Source organism: Rudaea sp. 3F27F6, from assembly GCF_005503555.1.
GTDB lineage: Bacteria > Pseudomonadota > Gammaproteobacteria > Xanthomonadales > Rhodanobacteraceae > Rudaea.
The window spans coordinates 158,890-185,045 of sequence record NZ_SCNG01000002.1; the positions used below are offsets into that span (position 1 = coordinate 158,890).

At 64.1% G+C, this 26,156-nt stretch carries 22 protein-coding genes; 15 read left to right on the forward strand and 7 right to left on the reverse strand.

The annotated features are described in order from the left end of the window. Positions 1-821: 821 nt before the first annotated feature. Positions 822-4,886, reverse strand: coding sequence for an Ig-like domain repeat protein (locus FFS30_RS08600; RefSeq protein WP_171014520.1), 4,065 nt, complete (start codon positions 4,884-4,886; stop codon positions 822-824). Positions 4,887-5,452: 566 nt separating this feature from the next. On the opposite strand from FFS30_RS08600, the gene FFS30_RS08605 reads away from it, so the two are divergent. Beyond that, entirely contained in the window at positions 5,453-5,881 is a 429-nt protein-coding gene (locus tag FFS30_RS08605; protein ID WP_137912740.1) for a hypothetical protein, read from the forward strand. A 124-nt stretch (positions 5,882-6,005) separates the two neighbouring features. Here the strand turns inward: FFS30_RS08605 and FFS30_RS08610 are convergent, their stop codons facing one another. The 6 genes from FFS30_RS08610 to FFS30_RS08635 form a co-directional block, all read right to left on the reverse strand. Continuing rightward, the gene (locus FFS30_RS08610; RefSeq protein ID WP_137912741.1) at positions 6,006-8,375 is read right to left on the reverse strand and encodes a hypothetical protein; all 2,370 of its coding nucleotides are present in this window, start codon (positions 8,373-8,375) and stop codon (positions 6,006-6,008) included. A 45-nt stretch (positions 8,376-8,420) separates the two neighbouring features. Beyond that, entirely contained in the window at positions 8,421-11,312 is a 2,892-nt protein-coding gene (locus tag FFS30_RS08615; RefSeq protein WP_171014521.1) for a TonB-dependent receptor, read from the reverse strand. A 186-nt stretch (positions 11,313-11,498) separates the two neighbouring features. Beyond that, positions 11,499-12,590, reverse strand: a complete 1,092-nt coding sequence (locus tag FFS30_RS08620) for a FecR domain-containing protein (protein ID WP_137912743.1) — start codon at positions 12,588-12,590, stop codon at positions 11,499-11,501. Continuing rightward, on the reverse strand, positions 12,580-13,155 hold the full coding sequence (locus FFS30_RS08625) for a sigma-70 family RNA polymerase sigma factor (protein ID WP_137912744.1): 576 nt from the start codon (positions 13,153-13,155) through the stop codon (positions 12,580-12,582). Before FFS30_RS08625 ends, FFS30_RS08620 begins: the two co-directional genes overlap by 11 nt. Before the next feature lie 147 nt (positions 13,156-13,302). Next, the gene (locus tag FFS30_RS08630) at positions 13,303-14,235 is read right to left on the reverse strand and encodes a DUF2268 domain-containing putative Zn-dependent protease (protein WP_212742442.1); all 933 of its coding nucleotides are present in this window, start codon (positions 14,233-14,235) and stop codon (positions 13,303-13,305) included. 254 nt (positions 14,236-14,489) lie between these two features. Next, complete coding sequence (locus FFS30_RS08635; protein ID WP_171014523.1) at positions 14,490-14,921, reverse strand: MerC domain-containing protein; 432 nt, start codon at positions 14,919-14,921, stop codon at positions 14,490-14,492. A 97-nt stretch (positions 14,922-15,018) separates the two neighbouring features. Between FFS30_RS08635 and FFS30_RS08640 the strand changes: the two genes are divergently transcribed. The 14 genes from FFS30_RS08640 to FFS30_RS08705 all read left to right on the forward strand — a co-directional run bounded on the left by FFS30_RS08640 (position 15,019) and on the right by FFS30_RS08705 (position 26,139). Then, the gene (locus FFS30_RS08640) at positions 15,019-15,606 is read left to right on the forward strand and encodes a DUF2796 domain-containing protein (RefSeq protein ID WP_137912747.1); all 588 of its coding nucleotides are present in this window, start codon (positions 15,019-15,021) and stop codon (positions 15,604-15,606) included. Further along, positions 15,603-16,358, forward strand: a complete 756-nt coding sequence (locus tag FFS30_RS08645) for an ATP-binding cassette domain-containing protein (RefSeq protein WP_137912748.1) — start codon at positions 15,603-15,605, stop codon at positions 16,356-16,358. Before FFS30_RS08640 ends, FFS30_RS08645 begins: the two co-directional genes overlap by 4 nt. Before the next feature lie 9 nt (positions 16,359-16,367). After that, positions 16,368-17,621, forward strand: coding sequence for an ABC transporter permease (locus tag FFS30_RS08650; RefSeq protein ID WP_212742464.1), 1,254 nt, complete (start codon positions 16,368-16,370; stop codon positions 17,619-17,621). 61 nt (positions 17,622-17,682) lie between these two features. Beyond that, complete coding sequence (locus tag FFS30_RS08655) at positions 17,683-18,300, forward strand: DUF3299 domain-containing protein (RefSeq protein WP_171014524.1); 618 nt, start codon at positions 17,683-17,685, stop codon at positions 18,298-18,300. Beyond that, complete coding sequence (locus FFS30_RS08660; protein WP_137912751.1) at positions 18,272-18,895, forward strand: DUF3299 domain-containing protein; 624 nt, start codon at positions 18,272-18,274, stop codon at positions 18,893-18,895. The genes FFS30_RS08655 and FFS30_RS08660 overlap by 29 nt, the downstream gene beginning before the upstream one ends. Before the next feature lie 121 nt (positions 18,896-19,016). Further along, positions 19,017-20,294: a GTP-binding protein gene (locus tag FFS30_RS08665; protein ID WP_137912752.1), complete on the forward strand. Its 1,278-nt coding sequence runs from the start codon at positions 19,017-19,019 to the stop codon at positions 20,292-20,294. Continuing rightward, entirely contained in the window at positions 20,291-21,106 is an 816-nt protein-coding gene (locus FFS30_RS08670; protein ID WP_137912753.1) for a hypothetical protein, read from the forward strand. The genes FFS30_RS08665 and FFS30_RS08670 overlap by 4 nt, the downstream gene beginning before the upstream one ends. Further along, entirely contained in the window at positions 21,103-21,921 is an 819-nt protein-coding gene (locus FFS30_RS08675; RefSeq protein ID WP_171014525.1) for a CDP-diacylglycerol diphosphatase, read from the forward strand. Before FFS30_RS08670 ends, FFS30_RS08675 begins: the two co-directional genes overlap by 4 nt. Positions 21,922-22,618: 697 nt before the next feature. Continuing rightward, the gene (locus FFS30_RS08680; RefSeq protein WP_137912755.1) at positions 22,619-23,398 is read left to right on the forward strand and encodes a PAS domain-containing protein; all 780 of its coding nucleotides are present in this window, start codon (positions 22,619-22,621) and stop codon (positions 23,396-23,398) included. After that, complete coding sequence (locus FFS30_RS08685) at positions 23,395-24,399, forward strand: hypothetical protein (RefSeq protein WP_137912756.1); 1,005 nt, start codon at positions 23,395-23,397, stop codon at positions 24,397-24,399. Before FFS30_RS08680 ends, FFS30_RS08685 begins: the two co-directional genes overlap by 4 nt. Positions 24,400-24,433: 34 nt before the next feature. Beyond that, on the forward strand, positions 24,434-24,967 hold the full coding sequence (locus FFS30_RS08690) for an ATP/GTP-binding protein (RefSeq protein WP_249352324.1): 534 nt from the start codon (positions 24,434-24,436) through the stop codon (positions 24,965-24,967). Between the two features lie 24 nt (positions 24,968-24,991). Continuing rightward, entirely contained in the window at positions 24,992-25,402 is a 411-nt protein-coding gene (locus tag FFS30_RS08695; RefSeq protein WP_137912758.1) for a roadblock/LC7 domain-containing protein, read from the forward strand. A gap of 124 nt (positions 25,403-25,526) precedes the next feature. Beyond that, positions 25,527-25,886 (forward strand): hypothetical protein, encoded by a 360-nt coding sequence (locus FFS30_RS08700; RefSeq protein ID WP_137912759.1) that lies wholly within the window; start codon positions 25,527-25,529, stop codon positions 25,884-25,886. A gap of 16 nt (positions 25,887-25,902) precedes the next feature. Then, positions 25,903-26,139, forward strand: coding sequence for a CDP-diacylglycerol diphosphatase (locus FFS30_RS08705; RefSeq protein ID WP_137912760.1), 237 nt, complete (start codon positions 25,903-25,905; stop codon positions 26,137-26,139). Positions 26,140-26,156: the final 17 nt, after the last annotated feature.

The following is a 26,156-nucleotide window of genomic DNA, read 5'->3' on the forward strand; positions in this document are numbered from 1 at the left end:
ACGCTGGATGTAGTTCGCCACGGTCCACGCGCGCGACCGAAAAGCCCGGTACAACGTGGCCCGCGAGCAGCAAAGATGTTGTGCGACAGTTTCTGGCGCCAACTCGGGATCGCGATAAGCAAGGCCTATCCATGCGCAGGCTCGACGAAACACCTCTTCCAGCAGCAGCGTTTGCCTTGCATGTGAGCGCGGCATAGACTCTCGACGCACTTGCATACGGAGTTCCGCGGCGATTCGATCGGAATGTTATGGGAAGTTTGCATATGCGCCTCTGCTCGATGGCTTGCCGGACGGTTCGCCCGTCCTGCGAGCGAGAAGATGACCTCTCGCGTATGCCTTTTTGCTCTTTTTGCGAAGCGCAGACCTTCCGAAACCCTTACGAATTGCACGCCGAAGAACCTTCTCGATAAATTACCCCGCAGCGGATTTTCAAAGAAACGAATTTCACGGAATTTTCATTAACTTCAGACAGGCTTATCTATTTACGTTAGGACGAATCAATAATCGCAACGCAAAAATACCGCACCGACTTCGCAGCTTGTTCGCATTCGTGAAAAAAAAGGAATTCGATATCGACGCGCAAGAAGTACGAGATAACTGTAGCCAAGTCGTCGAGCATGTCTATCACACCGCTGCTGCGGACCTATGAGCAACGCACATAGTTTGGCGCTGCCGAGACTACAAGCCGATCAGCGCGGATATCTTCAGCATTCGAGCATCTGCAGCTTGTAAATGACTTACTCGAAAGCGACGACGCGCAATGACATACCGATAAAAAAAACGATGCGGCCTGCCTGAGCACACCGCATCGGAATATCCGCCTATGCGCGCAGACGACGCGCGCTCAATCCGGCGAAGCCGAGACCTAGCAGAGCGAGCAGCCACGGCGACAGCAGCGGCGCGGGTACGACCGGCGGATACACCGTCACCACGAGCACGGTGCTCGCGCTGCCTTCGTTGTTCCCATCGCCAGAGTACGTTGCGCTAAGGCTGTGCGTGCCGGAACTGAGCGGACCGACGGTCAGCGCCGCGCTGCTCGACAAAGCATCGACCGTCGTCAGCGTGGCCGTGCCAAGCATCGTCGTGCCGTCGTAGAACGTCACCGTTCCCGTCGGCGGATCGCCGTATACCGTCGCGGTCAAGGTAATCGGCTGGATCGCGCCCGCTGGATTCGGGTTCGCGCTGAGCGACAGCGTCGTCGTGTCCTTGCCGACCGTCTGCGTCAGTGTGCCGCTCGACGGCAGATTGTTCGTGTCGCCCGAGTAGCTGGCCTGGATCGTGTGCGATCCGACCGCCAAGGTGCTCGCCGCACACGTCGCCGCGCCGCCGCTGAGCGGCAAGCCCGTGCAGCCCGAAAGTGCCGTGCCTCCGTCGCTGAAGTCGACATGGCCGGTCGGCGTGGGATTGCCCGCGGCCGGCGTCACCGTCGCCATGAAAGTCACGCTGTGACTGAACAGGCTCGGGTTGGCCGAACTCGTTACGATCGTGCCGGCCGGCGCGGCGTTCACGGTAAGGATCGCCGATCCCATGCTCGTCGCGAAGTCGGCCGTCGCGGTGTAGGTCGCGCTGAGATTGTGCGTGCCGGCCGGCGCGGGCGGCGTCAGCGTGCAACTGCCTGCGCCGTTGCTCAACGCCGCGCTGCAGCTCGCGCTGCCGTCGTGGATCGTGACCGATCCGGCCGGCGTGCCCGTACCGGGCGCCTTCGCCGCCACGCTCACCTGCACGGTCAGGCTGTCGCCGAGGTTGATCGCGCTCGGCGGTGTGAGCGTCGTCGTCGTGTCCGCCGCATTGACGATCTGATTCAGCGTCGCGTTCGAAGGCTGGTTGTTGCCGTCGCCCGCATACACTGCGCTTAAGCTGTGCGTGGCAACGCCGAACGTCGATACCGTGCAGACCGCCGAGGCACTGCCGCTGCCCGCAGCGACGTTCACCGCCGCGCAGAGTTTCGTGCCGCCGGCACAGTTCGCATCCGTGGCCGAGGTGGCGCCGTCACAGAAGGTCACCGCACCGGTCGGGATCGCCCCTCCCGCGGCCGGCGTGATCGTCGCGGTAAGGGTTGCGCTTTGGCCGAATACGGACGGATTGGCCGAACTGGTCAACGCCGTGCCGGGCTGCGAAGGATTCACGACCAGACTGCCGCTCGGCGCCGTGCTCGCGCCAAAGCTGCCGTCGCCGTTGTACTGCGCAGTCAACGTCTTCGTGCCCGCCGTCGACGGCGTCAGCACACAGCTCGTCGCCGGCAAGCTGATCGTGCAATTGTCGCCGGCCTGCGCACCGCCATCGCCGATCGTGATCGTGCCGGTCGGCGTGCCGCTGCCGGGCGAGGTCACGGTAACCTGGGCATTGACCGTGACCGGACTGCCGAGAGTGATCGCACCGGGCGATGTCACTGCGGTCGTGGTCGCGGCCTTGGCGACGGACTGGGTCACCGCGCCGCTCGCCGAGCCGGTGAAATTCGTGTTCGCGGGCGCATAGCTCGCCGTGACCGAATGACTGCCGACCGCGAGGCTCGCCGTCTGGCACTGCGCTTTGCCGGTGCCGTCGAGCGGCACCGCGCTGCAGCCGGACAAAGCGATACCGCCTTCACCGAAGCTCACCGTGCCGTTGGGTACCGCGGTGCTTCCAGCGGAAGTATTCGTCGCCGTGGCGGTGAAGACGACCGATTGGCCGTAGACGCTGCCCGCCGGCAGCGATTGCATCAGCGCGGTTGCGCTCGATGCCGAGGTAATCGTCAGACTGCCGTTCTGATAAGCGGGCGCGTACTTCGCGCTCGCCGCGCCGGCGGCCGTGATGGTATAGCCCGTGCCGGGTGGCGATGCAGACGTGGCGTTCGTTGTGAACGTCGGCATCACGGTCAGGCTGTTCGCCGCTGTGTCGCCTGGCATAAAGCCCGTATAGCTCGCGCTGAATGTGGGATCGGGCGCGCCGAACGTGCGGCTGGTGTCGATGGCCTTCACGCTCAGCACAGCCTTGGCGATCGTGATCGAATAACTCTGGCTCGTACTGGCGTTGTTCGTGTCGACCGCCGTGACGGTAAATGCGTAGGGAGTCGCGCTCGCCGCACCGGGCATGCCGGTGACCGCGCCTGTGCTGCCGTTCAAGCTCAGTCCCGGCGGCAGCGCGCCGCTGCCGATCGTATAGGTGTACGGATTGAAGCCGCCCGTTGCAGCCGGAATCGAGGCCGAATACGCGCTGCCGTAGGTGCCGTTCGGCAAATTCGCCGTGGCCAGCGCGAGCGTGTAGTAGGTCGCGGTGCAGGCGCGATTCTGATCCATCGTCACGGTCGCGACGAGCGGGCTGGCCGGTGTGCGCGTGCAACCCGTACCGCTCCACACCAAGGCGTAACCGTTGGCCGGAGCCGCCGCAGTCAGGGTCACGCTGGAGATATTGTTTTCGCCGAAGTAAATGGCGCTGCACGCCGCGCCGCTCGCAGACGTGCACGCGGAAATATTTCCGCCGCTGCCTGCCCCGCTCGGCGTCGGCGTGCCGCTAACGCTGCCGGCGCCGACGACCGATACGCCGAGCGTATAGGCGACGCGGCGCACTTCCACGGCACCGATATCGCAGGGCGTACTGCCGGTATAACCTGCGACGGTCTGCGGGCGCACCACGCCGCGCTGATCGTTGGCCGTGCACGAAGCCGACGGTACGGCGTCGATCGCCGCGCCGCCGACTACCGGCATCAGGGTCGGCGTCGGACCGCCGTTGCCGGCCAACGCAGCGAACGGCGCGGTGGTCGTGTAGAAGTAATTGCTCGTGCCGTAGCCCGTGTTGTCGTCTTCGGCGCCGTTGCTCTTGTTGGCGTAGAACAAGTTGTACTTGCTGTTGGCCGTATCGAAGCTTGCTCCCTGACCTTGCAATACGTAGATACCGCCGCCGCCCGTCGAGGTATTGTTCGAAAATGCCGTGGCGGTAACCTTCAACGTTCCTTTGCCGAGCCAGATGGCGCCACCCGGAGCCGGGGCCGAGTTGCCGGCGAACGTACTGTTCTCGGTGACCACGGCCGCGCTGCCTTGGACATTGATCGCACCTCCGCCGGAATTCCCGTTCGTGTAGTTGGCGCTGAAGGTCGTATTGCGAATCGTGGTGGGGATAAAAGTTATGATCGCGCCGCCGCCATACTGGTCAGCCGAATTGGAATCGAACAGGCTGTCCAGGATGATGCCGCTGTCGCTATCCAGCTCGATCGCCCCTCCGGCGATTTTTGCGGAATTGTTGGTAAAACGGCAGCGATTCACCGAAAGCGGACCAAAACTGGTGACGCCGCCGCCGCGGCCATTGGTGCTGCCTTTGTTTCCGGAAAAAACGCAGTCGACGAGATTCACCGTGCCGTTGTTCAGTAAACCGGCGCCCTGGGAGCTATCGTCTACGCCGTTGGCAACGGTCAACCCCGAGAACGTAACCAAGACGTTCGATGCGACATAGAAAACGCGGACGGCACTGTTGCCGGAAACGGTCAAATTCGCCGCTCCCGGCCCGGCGATCGTCAAGCTGCGCCCGATGGACAACGTACTCGCCAGCGTGATCGTGCCGCTGAGGCCGTTCTGGAACACGATCGTGTCGCCGCCCGCGGCCGCCGCGATCTGCGCGCGCAGAGAACCCGTGCCGCTGTCGTTTAAATTGCTTACGGTGAGCGTCGCCGCGAATGCCGGTGCTGTGCCAAATATGAGAAGCGCCACCAATGCCGCGCAGCGCAGCACGATGAAGCGGCCGATCGTCAAGCGGCATGGCGCCTTTCGCGACTTGCTTTCGTCACCCGAAAGGCCGAGGAACTGAGCGCCGATGACGCGGCATTTGCGATGAACCCGACCGGCCACGGCCCGCGCGGCATTGAGATCGATGCCGCGCTGAACACGGACACGGATACCGCCAGTCAGAAATTTCATCGCCATTCCCTCAAGTGCCTTCGGAACTCACGTGACGATTCGGCAGAGACGGCTCGTCGTTTGCGACATGGCGCACGAAAGCCCCGAGATTCTCAGAGTGCACCTGTCCTCGATTGATACAAGCGCACAACGAAACGTCGAACTATCATCCGCGGCGAAAAATTCTTCCGTTTTCGCCGGCCTCGCGTTTCAGCCGAGGCGATGTCCCGACGCGACACGCCGTATCGACGTTCGACGTCGACCGCCACGGCGTTCATTGCATGCACGGCCCGAAGCGCAAGGTGCGGAGGCAGCCTTTGCAAATTGCATGCGCAAGCGGCGCAATCTGTGCAAATTGCATAGCGCAGTCCCCGCGGCGGCAAAGCAAAAAGCTATCTGTGCGTGCGCGATCGGCACTCGCGGCTTGCCTAGGCCACCGTTCGTCGCGTGGCACGACTCCTGCTCTTCCCCATTGCAGGCGGCGGTGATTCATAGACCGCCGGCCCGTCGCGAGTGCGACGTTGAAGAAGATTGAATCGAAACGCTGCGTTCCATCTCGTATCCGATCAACGCGAAGGAGAAGAACCATGAAAAGCTTCATCCTCTTGACGGTGACTGTCGTTTTGGCCGCCTGTGCTCCGGTGGATCACCACGAACGCTATGCCGGCGGCGCGCGCAATGTCGTCGAGGTCGAGGCCGGGTCTGTGCGCAGCGACGATGAAGCGCGCTCGCTATGTCCTTCGGTCTGCGGCAGTCGCGGCTGGGCCGGAACCTGGCGCCGCACCGGAGACGACCACCGCGCCGTCTGCGGCTGCGCCGCGAATCCTCCCGTTCCCGTGGCGGCGCTGCCGCAGGAAGCGCCGACGGCTTGCAGCGTGCAGAGCAACTCGGCCTGCGCCGGATGTTCCGTTTCCTGCCCGGCCGGCAAGCAGACGCAATGCGTCGAGGGTGTGGCGCAACAGCAGACCGACGGAAGCGCCGTTTGCGTGACGCCGGCCCGCTGTCTTTGCCGATAAGCGGCCGAGTCGTATGCGATGTGCGCCGATTTCGCTTGCTTCGTCGTGATGCAAGACTTCCGTGCTCAGTGGCCGCATGCAGCCACTGAGCGCGATCGGCGCCAGCGATTTTTGATTTCCCGAGCTAGCCCTTCGGTGACGCTTCGGGTTTGTCTTTGACTTCGGCGTCTCCGCAGCGCGGCATCGCCTTGAGCGCGTCCCAGCGGCGGTACTGATCTGCCTTGGCCGGATCGGGATCTTTGCGTCCGTTGAGCCAATAGTCGTACCAGTCGACGTTCATGCCCTGCTCGGCCAGGCGCTGTTTCGGTTTGACGAGTTCGTGGTCGCCGTTGCGGATATAGAACAGTTCGATCGGCTTGTTCTGCGCGCGCAGAGTGGCGTAGGCATCCCAGACATAGATCAGCGACGCCGGATCGTTGACCTGGAACAGGATCGGCGTGCACACGTGCTCGGTATGAAAACCCGGCGAGTTTGCCAGCGCGAGCTTCAGACCTTCACCGAACGGCTTGGCGCCGAACTGCGCGCGATACATCTCCTCGCGGCCCTTGCCCATGTAGTCGATGTTCATCAGGTACTCGCCGTAGGTGTTGAACGCCGCTTCGGCCCAGGTCGCTGCGGCGTAGGCATTCGGCTCTTCGATCAGCGCCTGCATCGCATGCGGGCCATAATGGCTCCACGGAATGATGCCGACCTTGCCCGGATCGACGACGCCTTCGCCGACGAGCTGCTTGATCGCCGCGCGATAGCCGGCCGCGCCGGTCGACGCTTCCTTCGGCGTGTCGCTGTTCGCGTCGGACTCCTGCACCTGCAGCACGACGATGTCGCGCGCCGCGAACGCGCGCGCGGCGAAGCCGGTCGCCGAAGGCCCGTCGACGAAAAACTGTTTCTTCTCGAAACCGTGCGTCTGGATCACCAGCGGGTAGCGGCGTTTTTTCGAAAAGCCCGGCGGCGTGACGAGAACGCCAGTCAGGCGCCGACCTTCGGCGTCCTTCCATTCGTACAGCGCCGCTATGCCGATCGCGATCTGTTTCAACTGCGGGTTCGGATCGAGCAGCGTTTTCTGCGCCGCACCTCGCAGGCGGCCGGTCAGCACGGGCGGCTCATCGAGCGCTTCGCGCACTTCGAAACGCACCGGCTCTGCCGGCGCCGGCAGTTCGCGACGCACCCATTGTTCGTCGCCGCGCTCGAATGCGACGACGATCTTCTCGTTCGGCGCATTCGGCGTCATGTACTCGGCGACCAGTTCGCGGTCGCCGCTGCGCCACTGCAGATCGGTCATCTGCCGGCGGTCGCGGAACGGCCGCTTCGTCGCATCGGCGGCCTGCAGACAGTGGAACGTCTTGCTGCTCACGTCCACCGTGCCGAGCGCGCACGGCAGCACCGGCTCGGTCGCGGTCGATTGCGGATCGATCGCGGGATACGCGGCGACCAGCGCGATCTGTTTGCTGTCCGCGGTCCAGCGTGCGAAGACGCGATTGAGCCAGAGTCCGTCGCGCTCGATCGGCGCATCGACGAGCAGTGAAGACTCTCCCGAAACGATATCGACCAAGACGTACTGCTTCGGCCGGAAATAATCGGTCGAGCCTTCGGTCTCGGGCGTATCGGCGACGATATTCCAGCCCGGATAGTTGCCGCGCGAGGCGCGATATCTCTCCCAGGATTTCGGAATATGCCTGACGTGCCGGGTCACCACGAGTTGCCGTCCGTCGGGCGCGAGGGCGAGGTTGGCTCCCTTGAGCCGCATCGGCTTGCCGTCCTTGCCGTGCACCGCGACGGGTTCGCCCTTCTCGATCTTCCAGAGCTCGTCTTCGCTCGTCTTGAAATAGGCATCGGCCCAATTCGGGAAGATCAACGGAACGACGTTCTTGCCCGTTGCGATTTCCATGTCGGGCAACGAAGGGCCGCCGGCCTGGTACATGTCGTTGGCGCGCACCGGCGCATGCGCGAGATAGACGACGGCACCGTTGCGCTCGTCATATTGATTCACGTCCTGGTCGGCGCGGCTCAGTGCCACCGGTTCTCCGCCGTCGATGCCGATGCGGTAGAGGCGTCTCGCGCCATCGTCGTCGGCACCGAGGAACAGGATGCTTTTCGCATCCTCGCCCCAACGCCAATCGCTCACCGGGCCGAGATCGTTGAGGCTGCCGTGATTCGTCGCACTGGCGAAGCGCAGCAGCGGCTTGGCGCCGCCGAAGTTGGCGTTCGCGGAGCCGGCGAGAAATTTCTGCACGGCATCCCGCTCGAACAGCCATAGCGTCGACTCGCGTTTGCCGCTCGCGAGATCGCCGCGGACCGTGACGACGACGAAGCGCGTGCCGTCGGGCGAGGCCATTGCACGCGGCGAGACCAGCGCTTCGTTCGAACTCGGATAAAGAAACGTCGACAGACCGATCGAGTCGGCGACGGTGAAACGCCGCTCGGGCGCGGCATGGGCGGCCGGCAGGATCGCGCTCAGCGCGAATCCGACCAGCATGGGTAGGGAAAGGCAACGCATCGGTTTCTCCGAACAGGAGGGATGGCGGCGGTCGTGCGCGGATGCTTACCAGCGCGTACCGAGGGTGAGCGAGATCAGGCGGCCGCGGATGTCGGCCATGCGCGGGTCGTAGCCGGAGGTATAGCTGCTGTACTGCGGCATACGATTGAACGCATTGACCACGGCGATGTCGGCGTAGGCCTTGCGCAGAAACGAGTCGTCGCCGGCGAAGTCCTTGCCGAAGTCGTAGTGCAGCGACGCGTCGAACGTCCAGTAGCCGCCGAGTTCGCGCGCGCCGTCGTAGTCGAGATACGAGCTGATGTAGTGCCCCGCCGCCTGCACGCTCCACGCGCCGTAGCTGTAGCCGAGCGACGTGGTGCCTTTCCAGCGCGTGGCGTACGCGTCGGTGTTGGCGCGGTTGAGGCGGTCTTCGAGCGGCACGCCGGGTGAGACCGCGGCGGAATATTTGTAGATCTCGGTGACGCTGAGCGCCGGACGGAACGTGCCGTAATCCGTGTCGACCTTGTAGCTCAGATCGAAATCGAAACCTTCGGCGATCAGCTCGCCGTAGTTCGTGTAGCGCGCGTCGATGCGCACGACGCGGCCCGGATAGCCTTTGGCGATATCGTCCGCGGTCGGCGCCGCGCGCACGACCCTGCCGGCGAACACATCGGGGCTGCCGATGACGGTCAGCGGATTCGGCGCAATGATGCGATCACTCTGCGTCACACGAAAATGAGTCAAGCCGAGCTGCAGATTCTCGATCGCGCGGCTCGACCAGACGAAACCGAACGAGCGCGAATTTCCGGTCTGCGGCTTGAGCTGCAGATTGCCGCCGTACTGGATCGCCAGCGGATAGACTTCGCCGCCGCGCAGCGGATCGGGCACGTAGGCCTGTCCGGGATACACGATCGCCGCGCCGTAAACCGAGCGCAGATCCGGCGCCTTGTAGGCTTCGGCATAGCTCGCGCGCAGCAGCAGGGTTTCGGTCGGACGAAACTCCAGGCCGCCCTGCGGAGTGAAGCGGCTGCCGAAATCGCTGTAGCGGTCGTAGCGGCCCGCGAGCGTCAGCGCGAGCTTGTCGCCGGCCGATTCGCTGTCGGCGGCAAGCAATGGCACGTGCGCTTCAGTGAACAACGAATGCACATTGCGCGAATAGGTTTCGCGATTGGCAAGGCCCTGACCGGGCGCCCACAACGTCTGCTCAACATGGTTGTATTCGCCGCCGAGCACGACGTTGACGGCACCGGCCGGCAGATCGAACAGGCTGCCGCGCACGAAGCCGTTGACCGCCTGCAGTTTGCTCGACGAGTACACCGGCTGATCGGAGAACAGCTTGTCGAGCACCGCGCGCGAGGCCGGGCTGCCGGGCGAGAACAGATTGATCGACTTCGCCGGATCGGTGCTCGACAAGGCCTCGTCGAGGGCGTCGTAGTCGAGCGTGTTGAGATCCTTGCCGTTGAGGCGGTCGCTCGATTGCCACGCCGCGACTTCCCAATCCCAACGGTCGCCCCAGGCGCCCTTCAAGCCGCCGAGCACGCGCGAAAACTGTTCCGGACCGATCATCGATCCGGGACGGCCGACGCTCGCAAAGCGATAGTCGACGAGCACGGGCACATGAAACGGATTGAACGGATTGTCAGCCGGAACGAGCTGCCGCGACAGACCCTCCGGAGAGAGATAGAGGCCCTGGCGCACCTGCGAATACATTGCCTGGAAAAACGCCTGCACCGTATTGCTGATCTCGTAGTGGCCGCTTGCCATCAGGCTGATGCGCCGCGTCGACGGCAGGATCGTTTCGCCGTACTGGCCGGAGCTGCATTTGTTCAAGATGCCGCTCGTGGCGAGAAAATCCGCGGGCGTCGACGCGCCGCCGTAGGGAATCCCGGCGGACGACGACGGCAGTCCCGGCAGCGGCTTGCCGTCGACCGAATAGACGTTGCCCGGCAGGCACGCAGTCGAACGGCGGTCACGGCCGCCGTAGCGGCGATAATCCTTGTCTGCGGTCAGGTCGCGGTCCGTGCTCAGCAGCGCACCGCGCACTTGATAGCTGCCGACCAGGGCGAGATTGCCGCGCTCGAATTTTTTGCCCCAGGCCGCGCTGACGGTCGAATCGCGGTAGCCGCCTTCGGTCGGGCCGCCCGTGGTGAGGCTGACTTCGCCGCCGTCGAGATCCTTGCGCAGGATGATGTTGACGACGCCGCCGATCGCATCGCTGCCGTACACCGCCGACGCGGCTTCGGGCACGATCTCGATGCGCTCGACGAGTGCAATCGGAATATTGTTGATATCGAACGGACTGCCGAACGACTGATTGACTCCCGAACCTTCGACCGAGCGACCGTCGAGCAGGACCAGGGTCGAGCCGACCGGCAGGCCGCGCAGGCGCACCGTGCTCGCGCCGCCGATGATGTCGGCGCGCGCCTCGGTCACCACGGTCGAAACCGTCGACAAGGTATTGAGAAAGTCGCTGACCGTTTTGCGCCCGCTCTGCGCGATGTCGCGCGAGGTGTAGACCTTCATCTCCTGCGGCCCTTCGATCGTCGTCTGCAGAAGACGCGAGCCGGTCACCGAGATTTTTTCGAACTCGGTCGGCGTTTCGCTCGCGGGCGGCGATGCGGCGTCCGCCTGTTTCGCGGCGCTCGGCGGCTTCGGCGCCGGGGCACCGTCCTTGACGATCAGGATCGCGCCGGACACGTCGCGTCGCACGCTGAAGCCGCTGCCGCGCAGCAGGCGCGTAAGCGCTTCGTCGGCCGAGAGATTGCCGCTCACGCCGTCGGTATGCGCGCCTTTGAGCTGGTCGGCGCGATAGATGAATTCCGCGCCCGATTGTTTTGCCAGCGCATCGAGCGCGCCGACCAGTTCACCGGCCGGAATATTGATCGGTTTGACTTCGCCGGCCTGCGCGGCGATCGCGAGCGAGACGGAACAGGCCATCGCCAGCAGAGTGGTACGCAACGTTCGATTTTTTTGCATTATCGATATCCCTCCCCTTGCCGCGAGATTGCGGCTACGTGGGATATCGAGACGAACGTGTGCGCCAAATCCCCCAGTCGATCGCGATCATTTTAGCCGGAGCGGACTCTTCACCGTGCGCACGCATGCGCAACAGCGCCCGCGGCGACGCGTCGGTCGCAACGCGCTTCACTCGCTGTGAAGCACGATTCTGTCGCCCTCTTGCTCCGCGCGAATCGAAAACCCTTCCTTGAGCAATCTCACGAACGCGTCGGTGTTCGACCAGCGGAAATGTCCGCCGACGCGCACCGCGCCCGCGCGCGCATCGGCGACCACGATCTTGCGCGCGTTGTAGCGATTGAACTCCGCGGCTGCTTCGCTCAACGGCGTGTCGCGGAACTGGATAAAGCCGCCGCGCCAGCTCAGATATTCCTCGGCCTTGTCGACGGCAAGCGACTGCACGCTCACGCCGTCCTTGCCGGAGAAGGCGACGCTGCCGGCCGGCAGACGTAGATCGGACTGTGCCGGCGCGCCCGCGCTCGACACGAGGCGCACCACGCCCTCGGTGACGACGACGCGAATGCCGTCGCTTTCGCGGCGCACCGAAAAGCGCGTGCCGACCGCGACCACGCGGCGCTCGCCGGCCGCAACCACGAAGGGGCGCGCCGCATCCTTGGCGACTTCGAAATAGGCTTCGCCCTGCTGCAGTTCGATGTGACGCTCGTGCCGCGACATCGTCGTTGTGACGCGGCTGTCGCTGCTCAGCGTGGCCTGCGAGCCGTCGCTCAAGGCAACCGATTCGGTCGCACTGAGCGGCGTCGAGTAAATCGCGCTTTGCACTGCGGAGTAGCGAAACCAGCCGAAGCCGAGCGCAACGATCAAAGCAAAGCACGCCGCGACCGCGGCAAATTTCGCACGCAGCGAACGACGGCGCGACGCATGCCGTTCGCGCTCACGTCTACGCGCTGCGCCCGCAACGCGCGAAGGCGGCGCCGCATTCGATGCGGCCGTCTCTTCGTTCGACGCGCCGCGATTGACGAAAGGCGACAAGGTCCATTCGCCCTTCGCCGGAATTTGCCCAGCCGGCACGCCCGCGCCGAGCGCCTTGAGTCGATCCGCCTGCTGCCACGCGTGACGCAAGCGGATATAGGCGACGCGATGCGCGGTGTCGGCCTGCAGCCACGCATCGAGTTGCGCCTGCTCGGTCTGCGACCAGCCATCGGCATCGCGCCGGGCCAGCCACGCGGCAGCGTCGCGTTCGATCCTCGTGCTATCGCTCATCTCCGCTCCCTGCATGCAAACTCTTCGCGCCGACGGACCCGGCCGATTGCGCCGCCGCAGCGCCGTAGACATAGTCGGCGATCACGCGCGCACCCTTGGCGATCTGTTTCTCCACCGTCTTCTCGGTGATGCCGAGTTGCGCCGCGACCTCTTTCTGCGACATTTCCTGCACGCGGCGCAGCCAGACGACTTCGCGGCAGCGTTCGGGCAGACGATCGAACGCCTCGGCGAGGCGCTTGAGTTCCTGCCGCGCACTCATCTGCTGCTCGGGCGAGATCTCGTCTATCAAGACGTTGAACGCATCCGGATCCCCCACCGCTTCGATCGACACGATGCGCGCGCGGCGCTGGCGGTCGGTCAGCAGATGGCGCGCGGTGGTGAACAGGAACGATTTCGGCGACTGCGGCCGCGACTTCGCCGCAGCCTCGTAGACTTTGACGTAGATCTCCTGGCGCAGATCGGCAATCTCGTCGCTGCGCGGCCACACGCGTCCGAGATAGCGCACGAGCGCCGCCTCGTGCACGAGAATTTCCTCGGCGAACCAGATGTCCAGCGTTTCATCCATCGCCGAACCTTACTGTAAATGCCAAAGCCTGCGCCGCGTCGCCGACTATATTTTTTCCGGCGCCGGTCCGGCATGGGGGATTTTCCGCGCTCGTTCGTCGCTCCGTGATTTAACGGATTCGCAGCGAAAATCGAGCCGGGATCGGCATCATCGAGCCGCCGCCGGATGCCAGCCGCTGTTGGCGAGGAAGGCATCGGCGTCGCGCATCGTAAAGATGTCGCGCAACGCCTGATGCTTGTCCTTCGCGTGCAGGTAATAGGCTTTGACGATGCGATAGCCGACCCAATAGCCCAAGTCGCCCGGATGCTCGGCGTCGCCGGGGCCGTTATAGAGCCAATGTGACAGATCGGTTTTGTCCTTGTCGCCAAGAAAGGCTGCTTCGATCTCGGCCTCGCGGCCCTTGGTCCAGGCTTTGAGCTGACTCTGACCGATCTCGCCGGCGATCAGCTCGGCGTTGAACTCCGCGGCACCTTCGATAAGCGAGAGCATCAGCACCGTGGCGCCCGGGTCGCCGGGATTGAGCAGTTGCAGCTCGGCGGGCTGCTGGATATGGCCCAACTCGTGCGCGATGTTGTAGACGAAGCGGTTCTCGAGATTCGGGTTCATGAAGTTGGCCGCGCACATCGCTTCGAGCCCGATCGAAATGCCCGTCGCATCGGTAATGCCCACGGGCCGGCCGCGGCCGACGAGCAAGGTCACCGGCGCGAATTTCGCCTCGGGATACCGCCGCGCCAGTTCGGCGAAGGCGCCGCTCAAACGCTGCTTCACCCTCGGCAGAACCGCCATGCAACGCCGTGCGTCCTCGTAGGTCTGCGGATGCTTGTCGATCGTTTCGACGATGCGCGCGCCGGTGAGGTTCCTCAGCTTCGCGAAGCGGTGCAGCCCTTCCGAACCCGCGGCGAGATAATCGCGATCGAGCTGCTCGGCAGTCGGATGGCCTGCCGCCGCTTCGTAGACTTTGTAGAAGAGCGCGACGTCGTCGGTCAGAATTTGCGGCGCATTCGCGGGCGCCGCCGGCAATGCGGCGGCGAGTGTGGCAAGCGCGGCGGCAGCGAATGTCTTCAGTGCAATCGGCATCATCGATCTCCGGTATGGCGAGTCGGTCTTCCGGCATTCCGTCGGTATGGGACGCATCGGCGAACTTGCTGCGCCGGCGCCGATGCTCGACCGTCGATCGATGCTACTTGTTTGCCGGATCGATTGGCACTGTCGTATTCGCTGGCCTTACGAAGCACAGCCGTGCTACTTGGATAGGAGTGATCGAGCGTCCGCAAGCCTCGTCCTCTTCCGCTCGAACCGTCTAGCTGGGCTGCACGAGTCTGATCGATCTCCGCTCAACTAGGGCTTCGCTGTCCACGCGCCGCGCGCAAATTGAACAGATGCGCCGCGGCGAGGCTGCCGCCGCCGACGGTTGCGAGCAAGGTATGCCACAACACGTCGCTCTGTAGCGGCGACAACGCGGCGCAGAGCAGCAGCGCGCTGCCCGCGACCGCACAGGCCGCGGGCAGCGTGCGCCGGTGGCGCCCCCAGCCCAATGCGGTGCTCAGCAGGGCGACGCTCGATGCGGCCAGTGCGAGCAGCCACTCATAGCGCATCGCGAACAACAGCGCGGTGGCGAAACGATGCGCCGGATGACCCCAGGCGTACAGCGCCAGCGTCAACGATGGAATCGTTGCAAAGGCGATCGGTATGGCCAGACAGTGCAGCGCACACGACACGGAAACGATAACGCCGACGCGATCCACCCTGGTTCGCGCTGCGCTCACTGTGAAACTCATTTGCTGGCCTGCACCCGTATTGACGGGCTCGATACGAAAACGTTATGTTATAACATATCAATATCGATAAACATTCGACCACGTCATGCAACATTCCGCCTTCGCCGACTCGGCCCGTTTGTCCTGCGGCTTGCGCTGCGTGCTATTGCTACTCGCCGCCACGCTCAGCAATTCCGTACACGCGCAAATTCAGCGCCAGCACGGCGCGCACGTACACGGTGAAGCGACGCTCAATCTGGCCCTCGACGCCAGCCAGCTCACCTTGACCCTCGAAGCGCCCGGCATGAGCTTCGCCGGCTTCGAGCATGCGCCGCGCGACGGCGGCGAACGCAAGACGCTAGACGACACGATCGCCGCACTGAAGGCGCCGGCGGGCTGGCTCGTCCTGCCACCCGCGGCCGGCTGCAAACTCGACGAGGCCAAAGTCACTCCGCACGGTTTCGGTGGCACCTATACCGCGGAACAAGGTGGCGACGCGCACGGCGCACACTCCGACTTCGACGCCGCCTATCGCTTCACTTGCGCCACACCTGCGGCGCTGCGCGCGCTCGACCTGCGCCTGTTCGAACGCTTCCCGAGCCTGCACAAACTGCGCATCAACCTGGTTCTGCCCGAGCGGCAGGACAGCGTGACCTTGGTGCCCGGCGACACGCGCGTGACGCTGTCGCCATGAATGCCTCGCTCGCGGCCGTGCTGCCGTTTCGCGAAACGACGGTCGAACTGCGCGACCTGCAGTTCGCGTGGCGTGGCGCCGCACCCTTGCTCGACATCGAAAATCTGTCGATCGCCCGCGGCGAACGCGTGTTCCTGCAGGGCGCAAGCGGCAGCGGCAAAAGCACCCTGCTCGGCCTGCTCGCGGGCGTGCTGCTGCCGCAGCGCGGCGCAGTGCGCGTGCTCGGCAACCGCATCAACGATTTGCGCGGCGCACAGCGCGACCGCTTCCGCGCCGACCACATCGGCTTTGTCTTCCAGATGTTCAACCTGCTGCCGTTTCTGTCCGTGCGCGAGAACATTCTGCTTGCCTGCCGCTTCTCGGCACTGCGCTCGCAGCAAGTGTCCGAGCGTGGAACGCTCGCAGCGGAAGCCGATCGCCTGCTCGCCGCGCTCGATCTCGATCCCGCGCTGATCGGCGCCAAAGCCGTCGGCGAACTGAGCATCGGCCAACAGCAGCGCGTCGCCGTCGCGCGAGCGCTGATCGGCGCGCCGGAACTTGTGATCGCCGACGAGCCCACCTCGGCGCTCGATGCCGATGCGCGCGCGGCCTTTCTCGGCCTGCTGTTCGCAGAATGCCAACGCGCGGGCACGACCCTGGTGTTCGTCAGCCACGACGACAGCCTGGCGCCGCGGTTCGATCGCCGCGTCGCGCTGGCCGAGATCAACCGCGCCGCGCTTCCCGTGCGCAGCGCGCGCGCCGCAGGCCGTTGAACCATGCGCCTGCTGCCGCTCGCCCTCAAAAGCCTGCGCAACCGCCGCTTCACCGTCGCCTTGACCGTGTTCACCCTCGCGTTGAGCGTCTGCCTGCTGCTCGGCGTCGAACGCGTGCGCACGCAAACGCGCGAGAGCTTCGCCAGCACCGTGTCCGGCACCGATCTTATCGTCGGTGCGCGCTCCGGTCCGGTGAATCTGCTGCTCTACGCGATCTTCCATATCGGCGATGCGACGAACAATGTGTCCTGGCAGAGCTACAAGGAAATCGCCGCGCTGCCCGACGTCGCCTGGTCCGTGCCGATCTCGCTCGGCGACTCGCATCGCGGCTACCGCGTCGTTGGCACGAGTGCGGATTTCTTTACCCACTATCGTTACGGCGCCAAACACACCTTGAGCTTCGCCCAAGGCGATGCGTTCTCCGATCTGTACGACGCGGTCCTCGGCGCCGAAGCGGCACGCAAGCTCGGCTATCGGCTCGGCGACGGCATCGTCGTCGCGCACGGCACCGGCCGCGCGACGATCGCCGAGCACAAGGACAAGCCGTTCCGCGTCGCCGGCATCCTGCAGGCGACCGGCACGCCGGTCGATGCAAGCGTGTTCGTCAGTCTCGCAGCGATCGAGGCGATCCATGCTGACTGGCAGTACGGCACGCGCCTGCCCGGCGCCGGCGTGAGCGCCGACGCGGCGCGCAAGCTCGACCTGACGCCGAAGACGATCACCGCATTCCTGCTCGGCCTGAAGTCACGCGTGGCGACCTTCGGCGTGCAGCGCGCGATCAACGAGTACGAGGCCGAACCGCTGCTCGCGATCCTGCCCGGTGTGACTCTGCAACAACTGTGGGGCCTCGTCGGCATCGCCGAGAACGCGCTGCGCCTGATCAGTGCGCTGGTCGTGCTCGTCGTGCTCGCCGGCATGCTCACCGCGCTCGTCACCACGCTCACCGAGCGCCGCCGCGAGATGGCGATCCTGCGCGCACTCGGTGCCACGCCGCTGACGATCTTCGGCCTGCTCCTGCTCGAAGCGCTGCTGCTTGCGGCCTGCGGCGCGCTGGCCGGCATCGCCCTGCTCTACCTCGCGCTGGCGTTCACGCAGCGCGCGTTGCTCGACGGTTACGGCATCGCCATCGCACTGACGCCGCCTACGGCGACGGAACTGATCCTCATCGGCGGCGTGTTGCTCGCCGGCCTCGTCGCGGGCCTCGTGCCGGCCGCGCTCGCTTATCGCAACGCGCTCGCCGACGGCCTCACGATCAGGACTTGAAACCATGCATGCGTGCCGTTCGTTGATTCTCTGTTTTGTCACCGGATTGTTTGTAGCGTGCGTGAAAGCGCCGCCGCCTGTCGCCGCCCCTCCCGCGCCAACTCTGGCACCGGCACCAGCAGCCATCACCGCAGCGCCGCCGCCTGCGCCGAGCAGCACGCCGGCGACCGCGAGCAACAGCGCCTCCGCCGACACGTCCGCCACGGACGAAGGCAGCGACTACAAGATTCAAAAGCACAAACCCGATGCGCAGGGTTACACCGAACTCGACTGGCTCGCGATGATGCCGCGCGACGAACTCGAATCGCTCAAGGAAGCTGCCGGCACGATCGTGCACACCGGCAAGAAGCGCATGAAGCAGTTCGGCAGCTATCGCATCGTGCCCGACGTGCTCAGCCACAGAATCAAGCTGCCCGGCTACGTCGTGCCGATCGAGAGCGACGACAAAGGCAGAATGACGGAATTCTTCTTCGTGCCGTTCTTCGGCGCCTGCATCCACGTTCCGCCGCCGCCGCCGAACCAGATCGTCTACGCGCGCCTGTCCAAGCCGATCAAGGCGCCCGAAATTTGGGAGGCCTACATGCTCAAGGGCGAACTGCGCGAAGAAAAAATCCTCAATCTCACGGCGAGTTCCGCCTACTCGATGAACGATGCGACACTCGAACCGTACAAAGGTTGAGCGGCCGTACGCCGCCAAGGCAGGACTGGGCCTGATCGTGCTCGCCTGGTGCGTCGGCGCGAACGCGCCCGCCGCAGCCGCCGACAAGGCATTTCCGGCGATAGACTGGAGCGAAATGCTGCCGGCCGACGATGTGCATCTTTCCCGTGCCGGCCTCGCGGCCAACTTCGCGCGCAAGAGAGGCTTCGAGGAAATTGACAGCAGCAGCGCCGGCTACGGCATCGGCGCCGAGCAGAGCGCCGCCTCGATCAATCATTCCGGCTCCACGCCCGCACTGCAGTTCGGTTCGTTCAAGACGGTCAAGACGCTCGACGGCCGCCGCGCCACGCTGTCCGGTTTCGTCGTGCCGGTCGAAACCGACGACCAGGGCAGGATGACGGAATTTCTTTTCGTGCCGTTCTTCGGCGCCTGCATCCATGTGCCACCGCCGCCGCCGAATCAGATGGTTTACGCGCGTCTCGCCAAGCCGATGCCGGCACCGGAAATCGCCGACGCCTACGAACTGCAGGGCACCCTGCGCGTCAAGCGTTTCGATGCAGAAGTGGCAAGCGCCGCTTACGCGATGGAGGGCGCCGTGCTGGTGCTGAAAAAATGACAACGAGAGCGAGACTCAACGATATGCAGCGGATTTCCGTAACTCAACCTCGGCAGTGCGTATGCAACGCCGCAGCGCCCAATCGGACCTCATCAGATACGACTCGCACGGAGGCCGCACGATGACCGCGCTGCAGTTGCCCGTCACTGTGTTGTCCGGCTTCCTCGGCGCCGGCAAGACCACCGTGCTCAACCATATTCTCGCCAATCGCGAGGGCCGCCGCGTCGCGGTGATCGTCAACGACATGAGCGAGATCAACATCGATGCGGCCCTGCTGCGCGAAGGCGACGCGGCGCTGAGCCGTACCGAAGAGAAGCTCGTCGAATTCAGCAACGGCTGCATCTGCTGCACCTTGCGCGACGACTTGATGCGCGAGGTGAGCCGCCTCGCCGCCGAGGGCCGCTTCGACTACCTCCTGATCGAATCCACCGGCATCGGCGAGCCGTTGCCTGTGGCGGCGACCTTCCATGTGCGCGACGAGGACGGCTTCAGCCTTGCCGACGTGGCGCGCCTCGACACCATGGTCACCGTTGTCGACAGCAGCCGCTTCCTCGCCGACTTCGGCTCGACCGACCGCCTGTTCGATCGCGGCGAAACGGCCGGCGAAGGCGACGAGCGCACCCTGGTCAATCTGCTCACCGAGCAGGTCGAGTTCGCCGACGTGATCGTGGTGAACAAGTGCGACCTGCTCGATGCCGAGCAGCGCAGCTTGCTGCGCCGCGTGTTGCGCGCGCTCAATCGCGATGCACGCATCGTCGAAGCCGAACATGGCCGCGTACCGCTCGCACAGATGCTCGACACCGGCCTGTTCGACTACGAGCGCGCGCAGACCGCGCCGGGCTGGGCGAAGGAATTGCTCGGCCAGCACACGCCGGAAAGCGAGGCCTACGGCATCACCAGTTTCGTCTATGCGCAGCGGCGGCCGTTCCATCCGGCGCGCTTCCAAGACTTGCTGCTGCGCGGAATTCCCGGCGTGCTGCGCGCCAAGGGTTTCTTCTGGGTAGCCAGCCGCATGGACTGGGTCGGCGAACTCGTCGTGGCCGGCGGCGCCACGCAGACGCGGCCGGCCGGCCACTGGTGGGCGAGCGCGCATCGTTCGCGCCATAGCCTGCCTCGCCTGCCGTTCGTACGCGCCGATGCCGACACGCGGCCGCCGACTGCCGATGAGTTGCCCGACACGGAACAGCGCGCGGCGCTGACGCGCCAATGGCGAACGCCCTATGGCGATCGGCGCCAGGAACTCGTCTTGATCGGCGTCGACCTGCCCGAAAGCGCGATCCGCAGCGCGCTCGACGACTGCCTGCTCAGCGAACCGGAATGGCGCGCCGGTCCGGCCGCATGGGCACGGCTGCCCGATCCGCTTCCCGTATGGACAGCGGACCACCGGCAGGCTTCGTGACGCGTGTCCCGCTGCCTGCTCACCGCCGCGGCCGCGTCGTGCCGCCGGCCGCGCTCGCCGCGGTCATCCTTGCGGCAGGAATTCTGTACACCTGGAAAATCGGTGCGCCGGGGCGTGCATCGCGGCAGACGCCAGCAACGGCCATGGCGTCGGTCACGGATGCAACAGACGCGCCGCTCGACGGCGGCGACGCAATCGAGCCGGCGCAACGCAATGCGCTCGGTGCACTCTTGCTCGCGCGCGAAGATTTCGCCAGCGATTTCCGCTTCCTGTTGGCCGCGAGTCTGCGCGACCGCTGCGCGCCGGCACATGCCCACGAATTGGCGCGCATGGCCATCGCCGCCGGCGTGCCGGTACTCGCCGACGCCAAGACCGCGCTGACCGAGCATCCCGAGCTTCGTCATCCTGCCTACGCTCTGGTCAGCCGCCTCGCGGCGACCGCGCCTTGTGGGACGATCGTGCATGTCGCCGTCGGCAAGTTCGCGATGGACCTCGATCTGGAACGCTACGCGGCCATGTTCCCGGACAGTTACTTCACGCCCGATCTCGACTCACCGCCGTCCGACATCGCCGGCCGCGACTTGCGCGAGCGCGCCGCCGATCCGTGCACGCCGGTCGTCTACGCCGCGCTGCCGCTGAACACCGAGCGTACTTGGCAATGCACCGGGCTGCGCGCCACACTGCGCCGGCGTTTGCGCGTCACCTGCGCCGACGCGCTGCGCGAGGGCTCCCCCGTCGATGCGCGCATGAGCGCCCGGCTGGTCGCCTCCATCCGCGATGAATTGCAGCAACTGCCATCGATATGCCGATGATGCTCGCCCGCATTTTTCCCGCCGTAGCGTTCGCCGTCGCTGCTTCGATCGGCGCGTGCTCGATTCTGCATGCGGCAGAGCCGCAAACCGACGATGCGCATAACGAATCGCGCAGCAAGCTCTGGCATCTGGTCCACGACATCTGCGTACCGGCAGCCGCGAAAGCAACCTATCCGCCGTCACCCTGCGCCGAAGTCGATGCCGCCGAGCGCGCGGCGCAAGGCTACGCCGTTCTCAAAGACCGCAGCGGACGTTTCCAGTATTTGGTAATGCCGTTGGCGCGCATCACTGGCATCGAAAGTCCCGCTCTGCTCGCAGCGGACGCACCGAACTACTTCGCCGACGCCTGGAACGCGCGCTTTTACGTTGAAGCGGCCCGGCATCTCGCATTGCCTCGCGACGCACTCGTGGTGATCGTGAACTCCACCCAAGGCCGTTCGCAGGATCACCTGCATTTGCACGTAGGCTGCATCCGGCCCGAGGTGCGCGATGCGCTGCGGCGACTGCTGCCGACGCTCGACGAACAGTGGCGGACGCTGCCGCAGCCTTTGCCGCCGGACGGGCAGAAATATCGGGCGAGATGGGCCGCCGGCGAGTCGCTGTCGATCAACCCGTTCAAATCGTTGGCGTCCGCACTTTCCGCCGGCGATCGCATGGCGCTGCACAGCCTGGTGATGACCGGCGCGCGCTCCGCCGACGGCCAGCCCGGCTTCATCCTGCTCAGTGCGCGTGCCGATGCAGTGAAAGGCGATCGCGGCAATAGCGACGAACTGCAGGATCTCGACTGCGCCGTCGCCGATGAAGTCGCGCATTGACAGACAGTCGCGTCGACACATGAAGATTTACTGCGCATCCGACTCGCCCCCTGCGAAACGTCGGGGTTGTAGCAATTCGGCCGCGACACTACGAATCTTGTTTTCGCCACTCCGCTGTCCGCTTGCGCGGCGGCGGGGCCTTCGAGCAGCGCATAGCGACGAAGTCCCTACGCCGATTCAAGCCGCCGCAACCAATGCGGCTCCGGTACGCCCAGGCGGCCGAACTTTCCATACCAGTTCGTAGAACGCGGCCTGCAAGCTGTCCATCTCGCGACGGCCTTCATCGATCTTCCCCCCGCCTCGGACTGCTTCAACGCGAACGCACTCCGCTTTTCGGCGAACTTCCACTTTCCCCAGGCGACCGACCCTTCGTGGAAGCTGAGGCGTGGTTACGTGTTCTGCTTGCAATCGATCGTATTTACTCGGGCGCAGTTGCAACGGGCGTAGACCTTCCCCTCCGCGGGCGATCGCCGGAAGACGGCGCGCAAGAAGAGGAACGAGACATAGATCATCTTTTTGGTTGAAAATATGTGACCGATTATTCAAAATACAGGTATTCCTTTCCCGTTTGGGGCAGGGAAAGTGCCTTGGAATGTTCGTCTGCGTTTCGTGCTTCGTCAGAAGCGCGACGTCTGGATTTGACTGAATTCGCTCGACCGACCGTCTCGCGTAGCCAAGGCCATACAGGGCGGAAAGTATGAGCACCGAGGGCACGCAATTTGAAAACCGGCTGATCCGCGCCGCACTGGACGCGGCCAACATCGGTCTTTTGGTCGTGGCGGATGACGGCAACGTCGTCATGATGGAAGGGGCGGTTGCACATACGCTGTTCGCACCTGTCGAGATTTTCATCGGGCAACCGTATCGCCGACTCTTCATCACCGGGAAACTTCCGCACGACGGGCATGAGCTTTTTTCCGTGCACGCAGACGAGATCTCGACCGAGACCACGGTAGAACTCGACGGAGGCAAGCAGACCACCTTGCTTTTCCAGGCACGTACCGTTGCCAAGTCGAATGAACTGGATCGATATCGCGTCGTTTCGGTGATCGACTTAAGCCGCTTTGGCACGACGCGCAGCCGTGCCTACGAGCTGCGCCGCCAGCTCGACGCTCTCAACAGTGCCGTCATGCTTGCCGATGCGCGGCAACCCGATATGCCGATCGTGGGCGTCAGCCAGCGCTTCGAGCAATTGACCGGTTATCCAGCCGATTCTGCATTCGGCGGCAGCCACCACTTTCTCCAAGGCGATCAGAAGAACGGCGAAGCCGCGGGTCAACTGGCGGAAGCCATTCAATTTCAGCAAAGCTGCCACGTCGTCGTCGAAACCGTGCGCAAGGACGGTTCTTCGTCTTTGAACGAAGTGTTCATTTCCCCGCTTTTCGATGCCGCGGGAAAGCTGACCCACTACGTCAGCGTGCAGCAGGAATGCGCCGACCGTGTCGTCGGTCCGGCGTCCAAGGGAGTACAGAAATGAGTGCGATGCTGTCGACACGCCGCGTTGCGGTATCCGGCGCACGCTTGCGCAGCGAATTGCTTTTCCGCTCGATGCTGCGCGTCTCCAATACGCGCACGCAAGACACATGGACGTTCTGCGACGCCTCCAACGAGGCAGATGTCGTACTTTGCGGCAACGGCACGCCGAATGAAGCCGTACCCCGCAAGTCCGGCGCCAAGCAAATCCTCGTCGATCTGTCCGATCTCGATACGCGCGTTTCCGGCGAAAAGTTGCGATTGAACGAGCCGATCCGCATTACCGACGTCATCGCACTGCTCGACGCTGCATCGTCGCGATTGGCTCAGCGGGCACGGCCGCAGGCCGAACCACAGCCGGCGCGGGCGGAAAACGGAAGTTTCGCGTTTGCCCTCGCGCTGCGCGATCTTTTCGCCAACGGCAGTCCCGATGTGCACGGGATCGAGGCGAACGATCAGGTCCTGTATGTGATTCCCGCTTCGCGATCCTTCTTCACGACGGAATCCGCCGACGATGAGGAGACCGTGAGCCGGCTTCTGCTCTCCGCTCAGGCAGCGAAGACTGCGCAACTCAAGCGACATCAGATTCGCGAATTGGAGCAGTCCGGCGCACTGCCGAAGCCGATCAACGCGCTGCTGTGGCGAGCGGGGCATGAAGGATCTCAAGGCCGATTGCTGCCCGGCCTTGGCGAAAGCGACCGTTTCCACCTCAAGCGCTGGCCGGATTTCGGCAAGCTGAGCCATACCCCGGGCGAATTGAGATTGACTCCGTATCTCGTCCGCGCGCCGCGCACGCTCGACGAACTGGAAACGATCGGCAAAATATCGAGGGCCGAAGTGTGCGCCTACATTAATGCCTGCGCCTTGCTCGATCTGATCGAGGTCAAGGCACCCGTATCGCAGGTAGGCTCCGTCATCGCGAAGACAGAGCCAGTCGTTGTAAAGGAAAAGCGCAAAGTTTTCTCGGGCGTACTCGGCTCGATTCGCGCGATCCTCGGCATCTAGGATCACGCGAACGACGGCAATGAAAGAATACAAATTGATCTTCACCGGCAGAATGGGCGCCGGCAAGACGACGGCGATTGCTGCGATCAGCGAAATCCCGCCGGTGCAAACCGACGTAACGAACAACGATCGTCCTGCCCATGCCAAGGCAACCACCACCGTCGCGCTCGACTACGGCGAGGTGACGCTGCCGCACGGCGACAAATTGCGTCTGTATGGCACTCCGGGCCAGTCGCGCTTCGACTTCATGTGGAAAATTCTCAGCGAAGGCGCGCTCGGCGTCATCGTGCTCATTGACAACAGCGCACCCGATCCGCTGGCGGACATGCGCGAATATCTCGACGCTTTTCGCGACATCGTCTCGAGTTCGCGCGCGATCGTCGGCGTGGGGCGCTGCGACACGCATCCGGTTCCGGGTATCGATTCTTTCTGCGAAGCCGCAAAGGAGATGGCGTTGTCCGTGCCCGTCATGTCCGTTGACGTGCGCCGGCGAGAGGATGTGCTGCTGATGCTGGAGGTCCTGTTCCACCAGATCGAGGCGGCGGAAGCGGACGAAGCATTGTCCTGAAAGAAAGATGGGGAAAACGGTGCAATGAATACGATTGCGGATAAGGACTACGCCGCCGAGGCGGCGGTGTGCCAACGCCATGTCGATAGCCTGGTCGCGACGCATACGGGGATACGCGGCGCGGTCATCGCCACTACCGACGGCTTTGAAATCGCCGCGCACGTCGACTCGAGCGTGTCGGTGGCGAAACTCGCGGCAATGGTCAGTTCGCTGTCCGCCTTGAGTGAAGCGGTCTCGCGCGAAAGCAAGATCGGCAGCAGCCGCGACTTGATGATCGATGCGGAAAGCGGACGCCTATTGCTGGTGGACGCCTCGACCGGGGCGCGCAAGCGCGTGTTGGCAGTCCTTTGCGACAACCGCGAAACGCTGGGGCAAGCGCTGTGGGCCGTGCGCAGCTGCCGCGAAGCGATTTTGCGCGAACTCGAAGGACACTGACGAAATCCGTCCAGCGGCGACATCGCCGCCGGAGGTGAAACCAGGGAAGAAGTGCGTCGACCCTGGGGGTGGTTTGATCGATCGATGCACACATTCATTTTGCAATTTCAACGAGGATTTTTTCATGGCAAATCTGAACGATTCTTTGCAAGCGCTGATGCAGGTCGATGGAGCGATGTGCGTCGCCCTGGTCGACTCGAACAGCGGCATGATGCTTGGCAGCGCGGGCTCGGGCGTGGATCTGGAAATCGCCGCCGCCGGCAATACCGAAGTGGTTCGAGCCAAGCTCAAGACAATGAAGGGCCTCGGGCTCAACGATAAGATCGAAGATATTCTTATCACCCTCGGCAAGCACTACCACATCATCCGTCCGGTCGTTTCCAAGGCCGGCCTGTTCCTCTATGTCGTGCTCGACAAGGCCAAGGCCAACCTAGCCCTGGCCCGTCGCAGCACCCAGGACGTCGAGCAAGCGCTCACGGTCTGATCGTCCCTCGTCGCCGATGCCGTGCACGACTGTGTGCGCGGCACGGCGAATCCCGCAGCCGCGTTGCCTCGGCCATTTCGAAGAATTCCATGCCAGGGCCTTGCACAGCCTGGCGATCACCGACGCGCATTCCGAAGACCGCCGGCCCGGTTTCATCCTAGTGAGCGCGCGCGATGCGACCAAACGCGACCGCGGCAATAGCGACGAACTGCAGGATCTCACCTGTACCATTGCCGATCATCCGACGCATTGATGGACAGGACGGTCAAC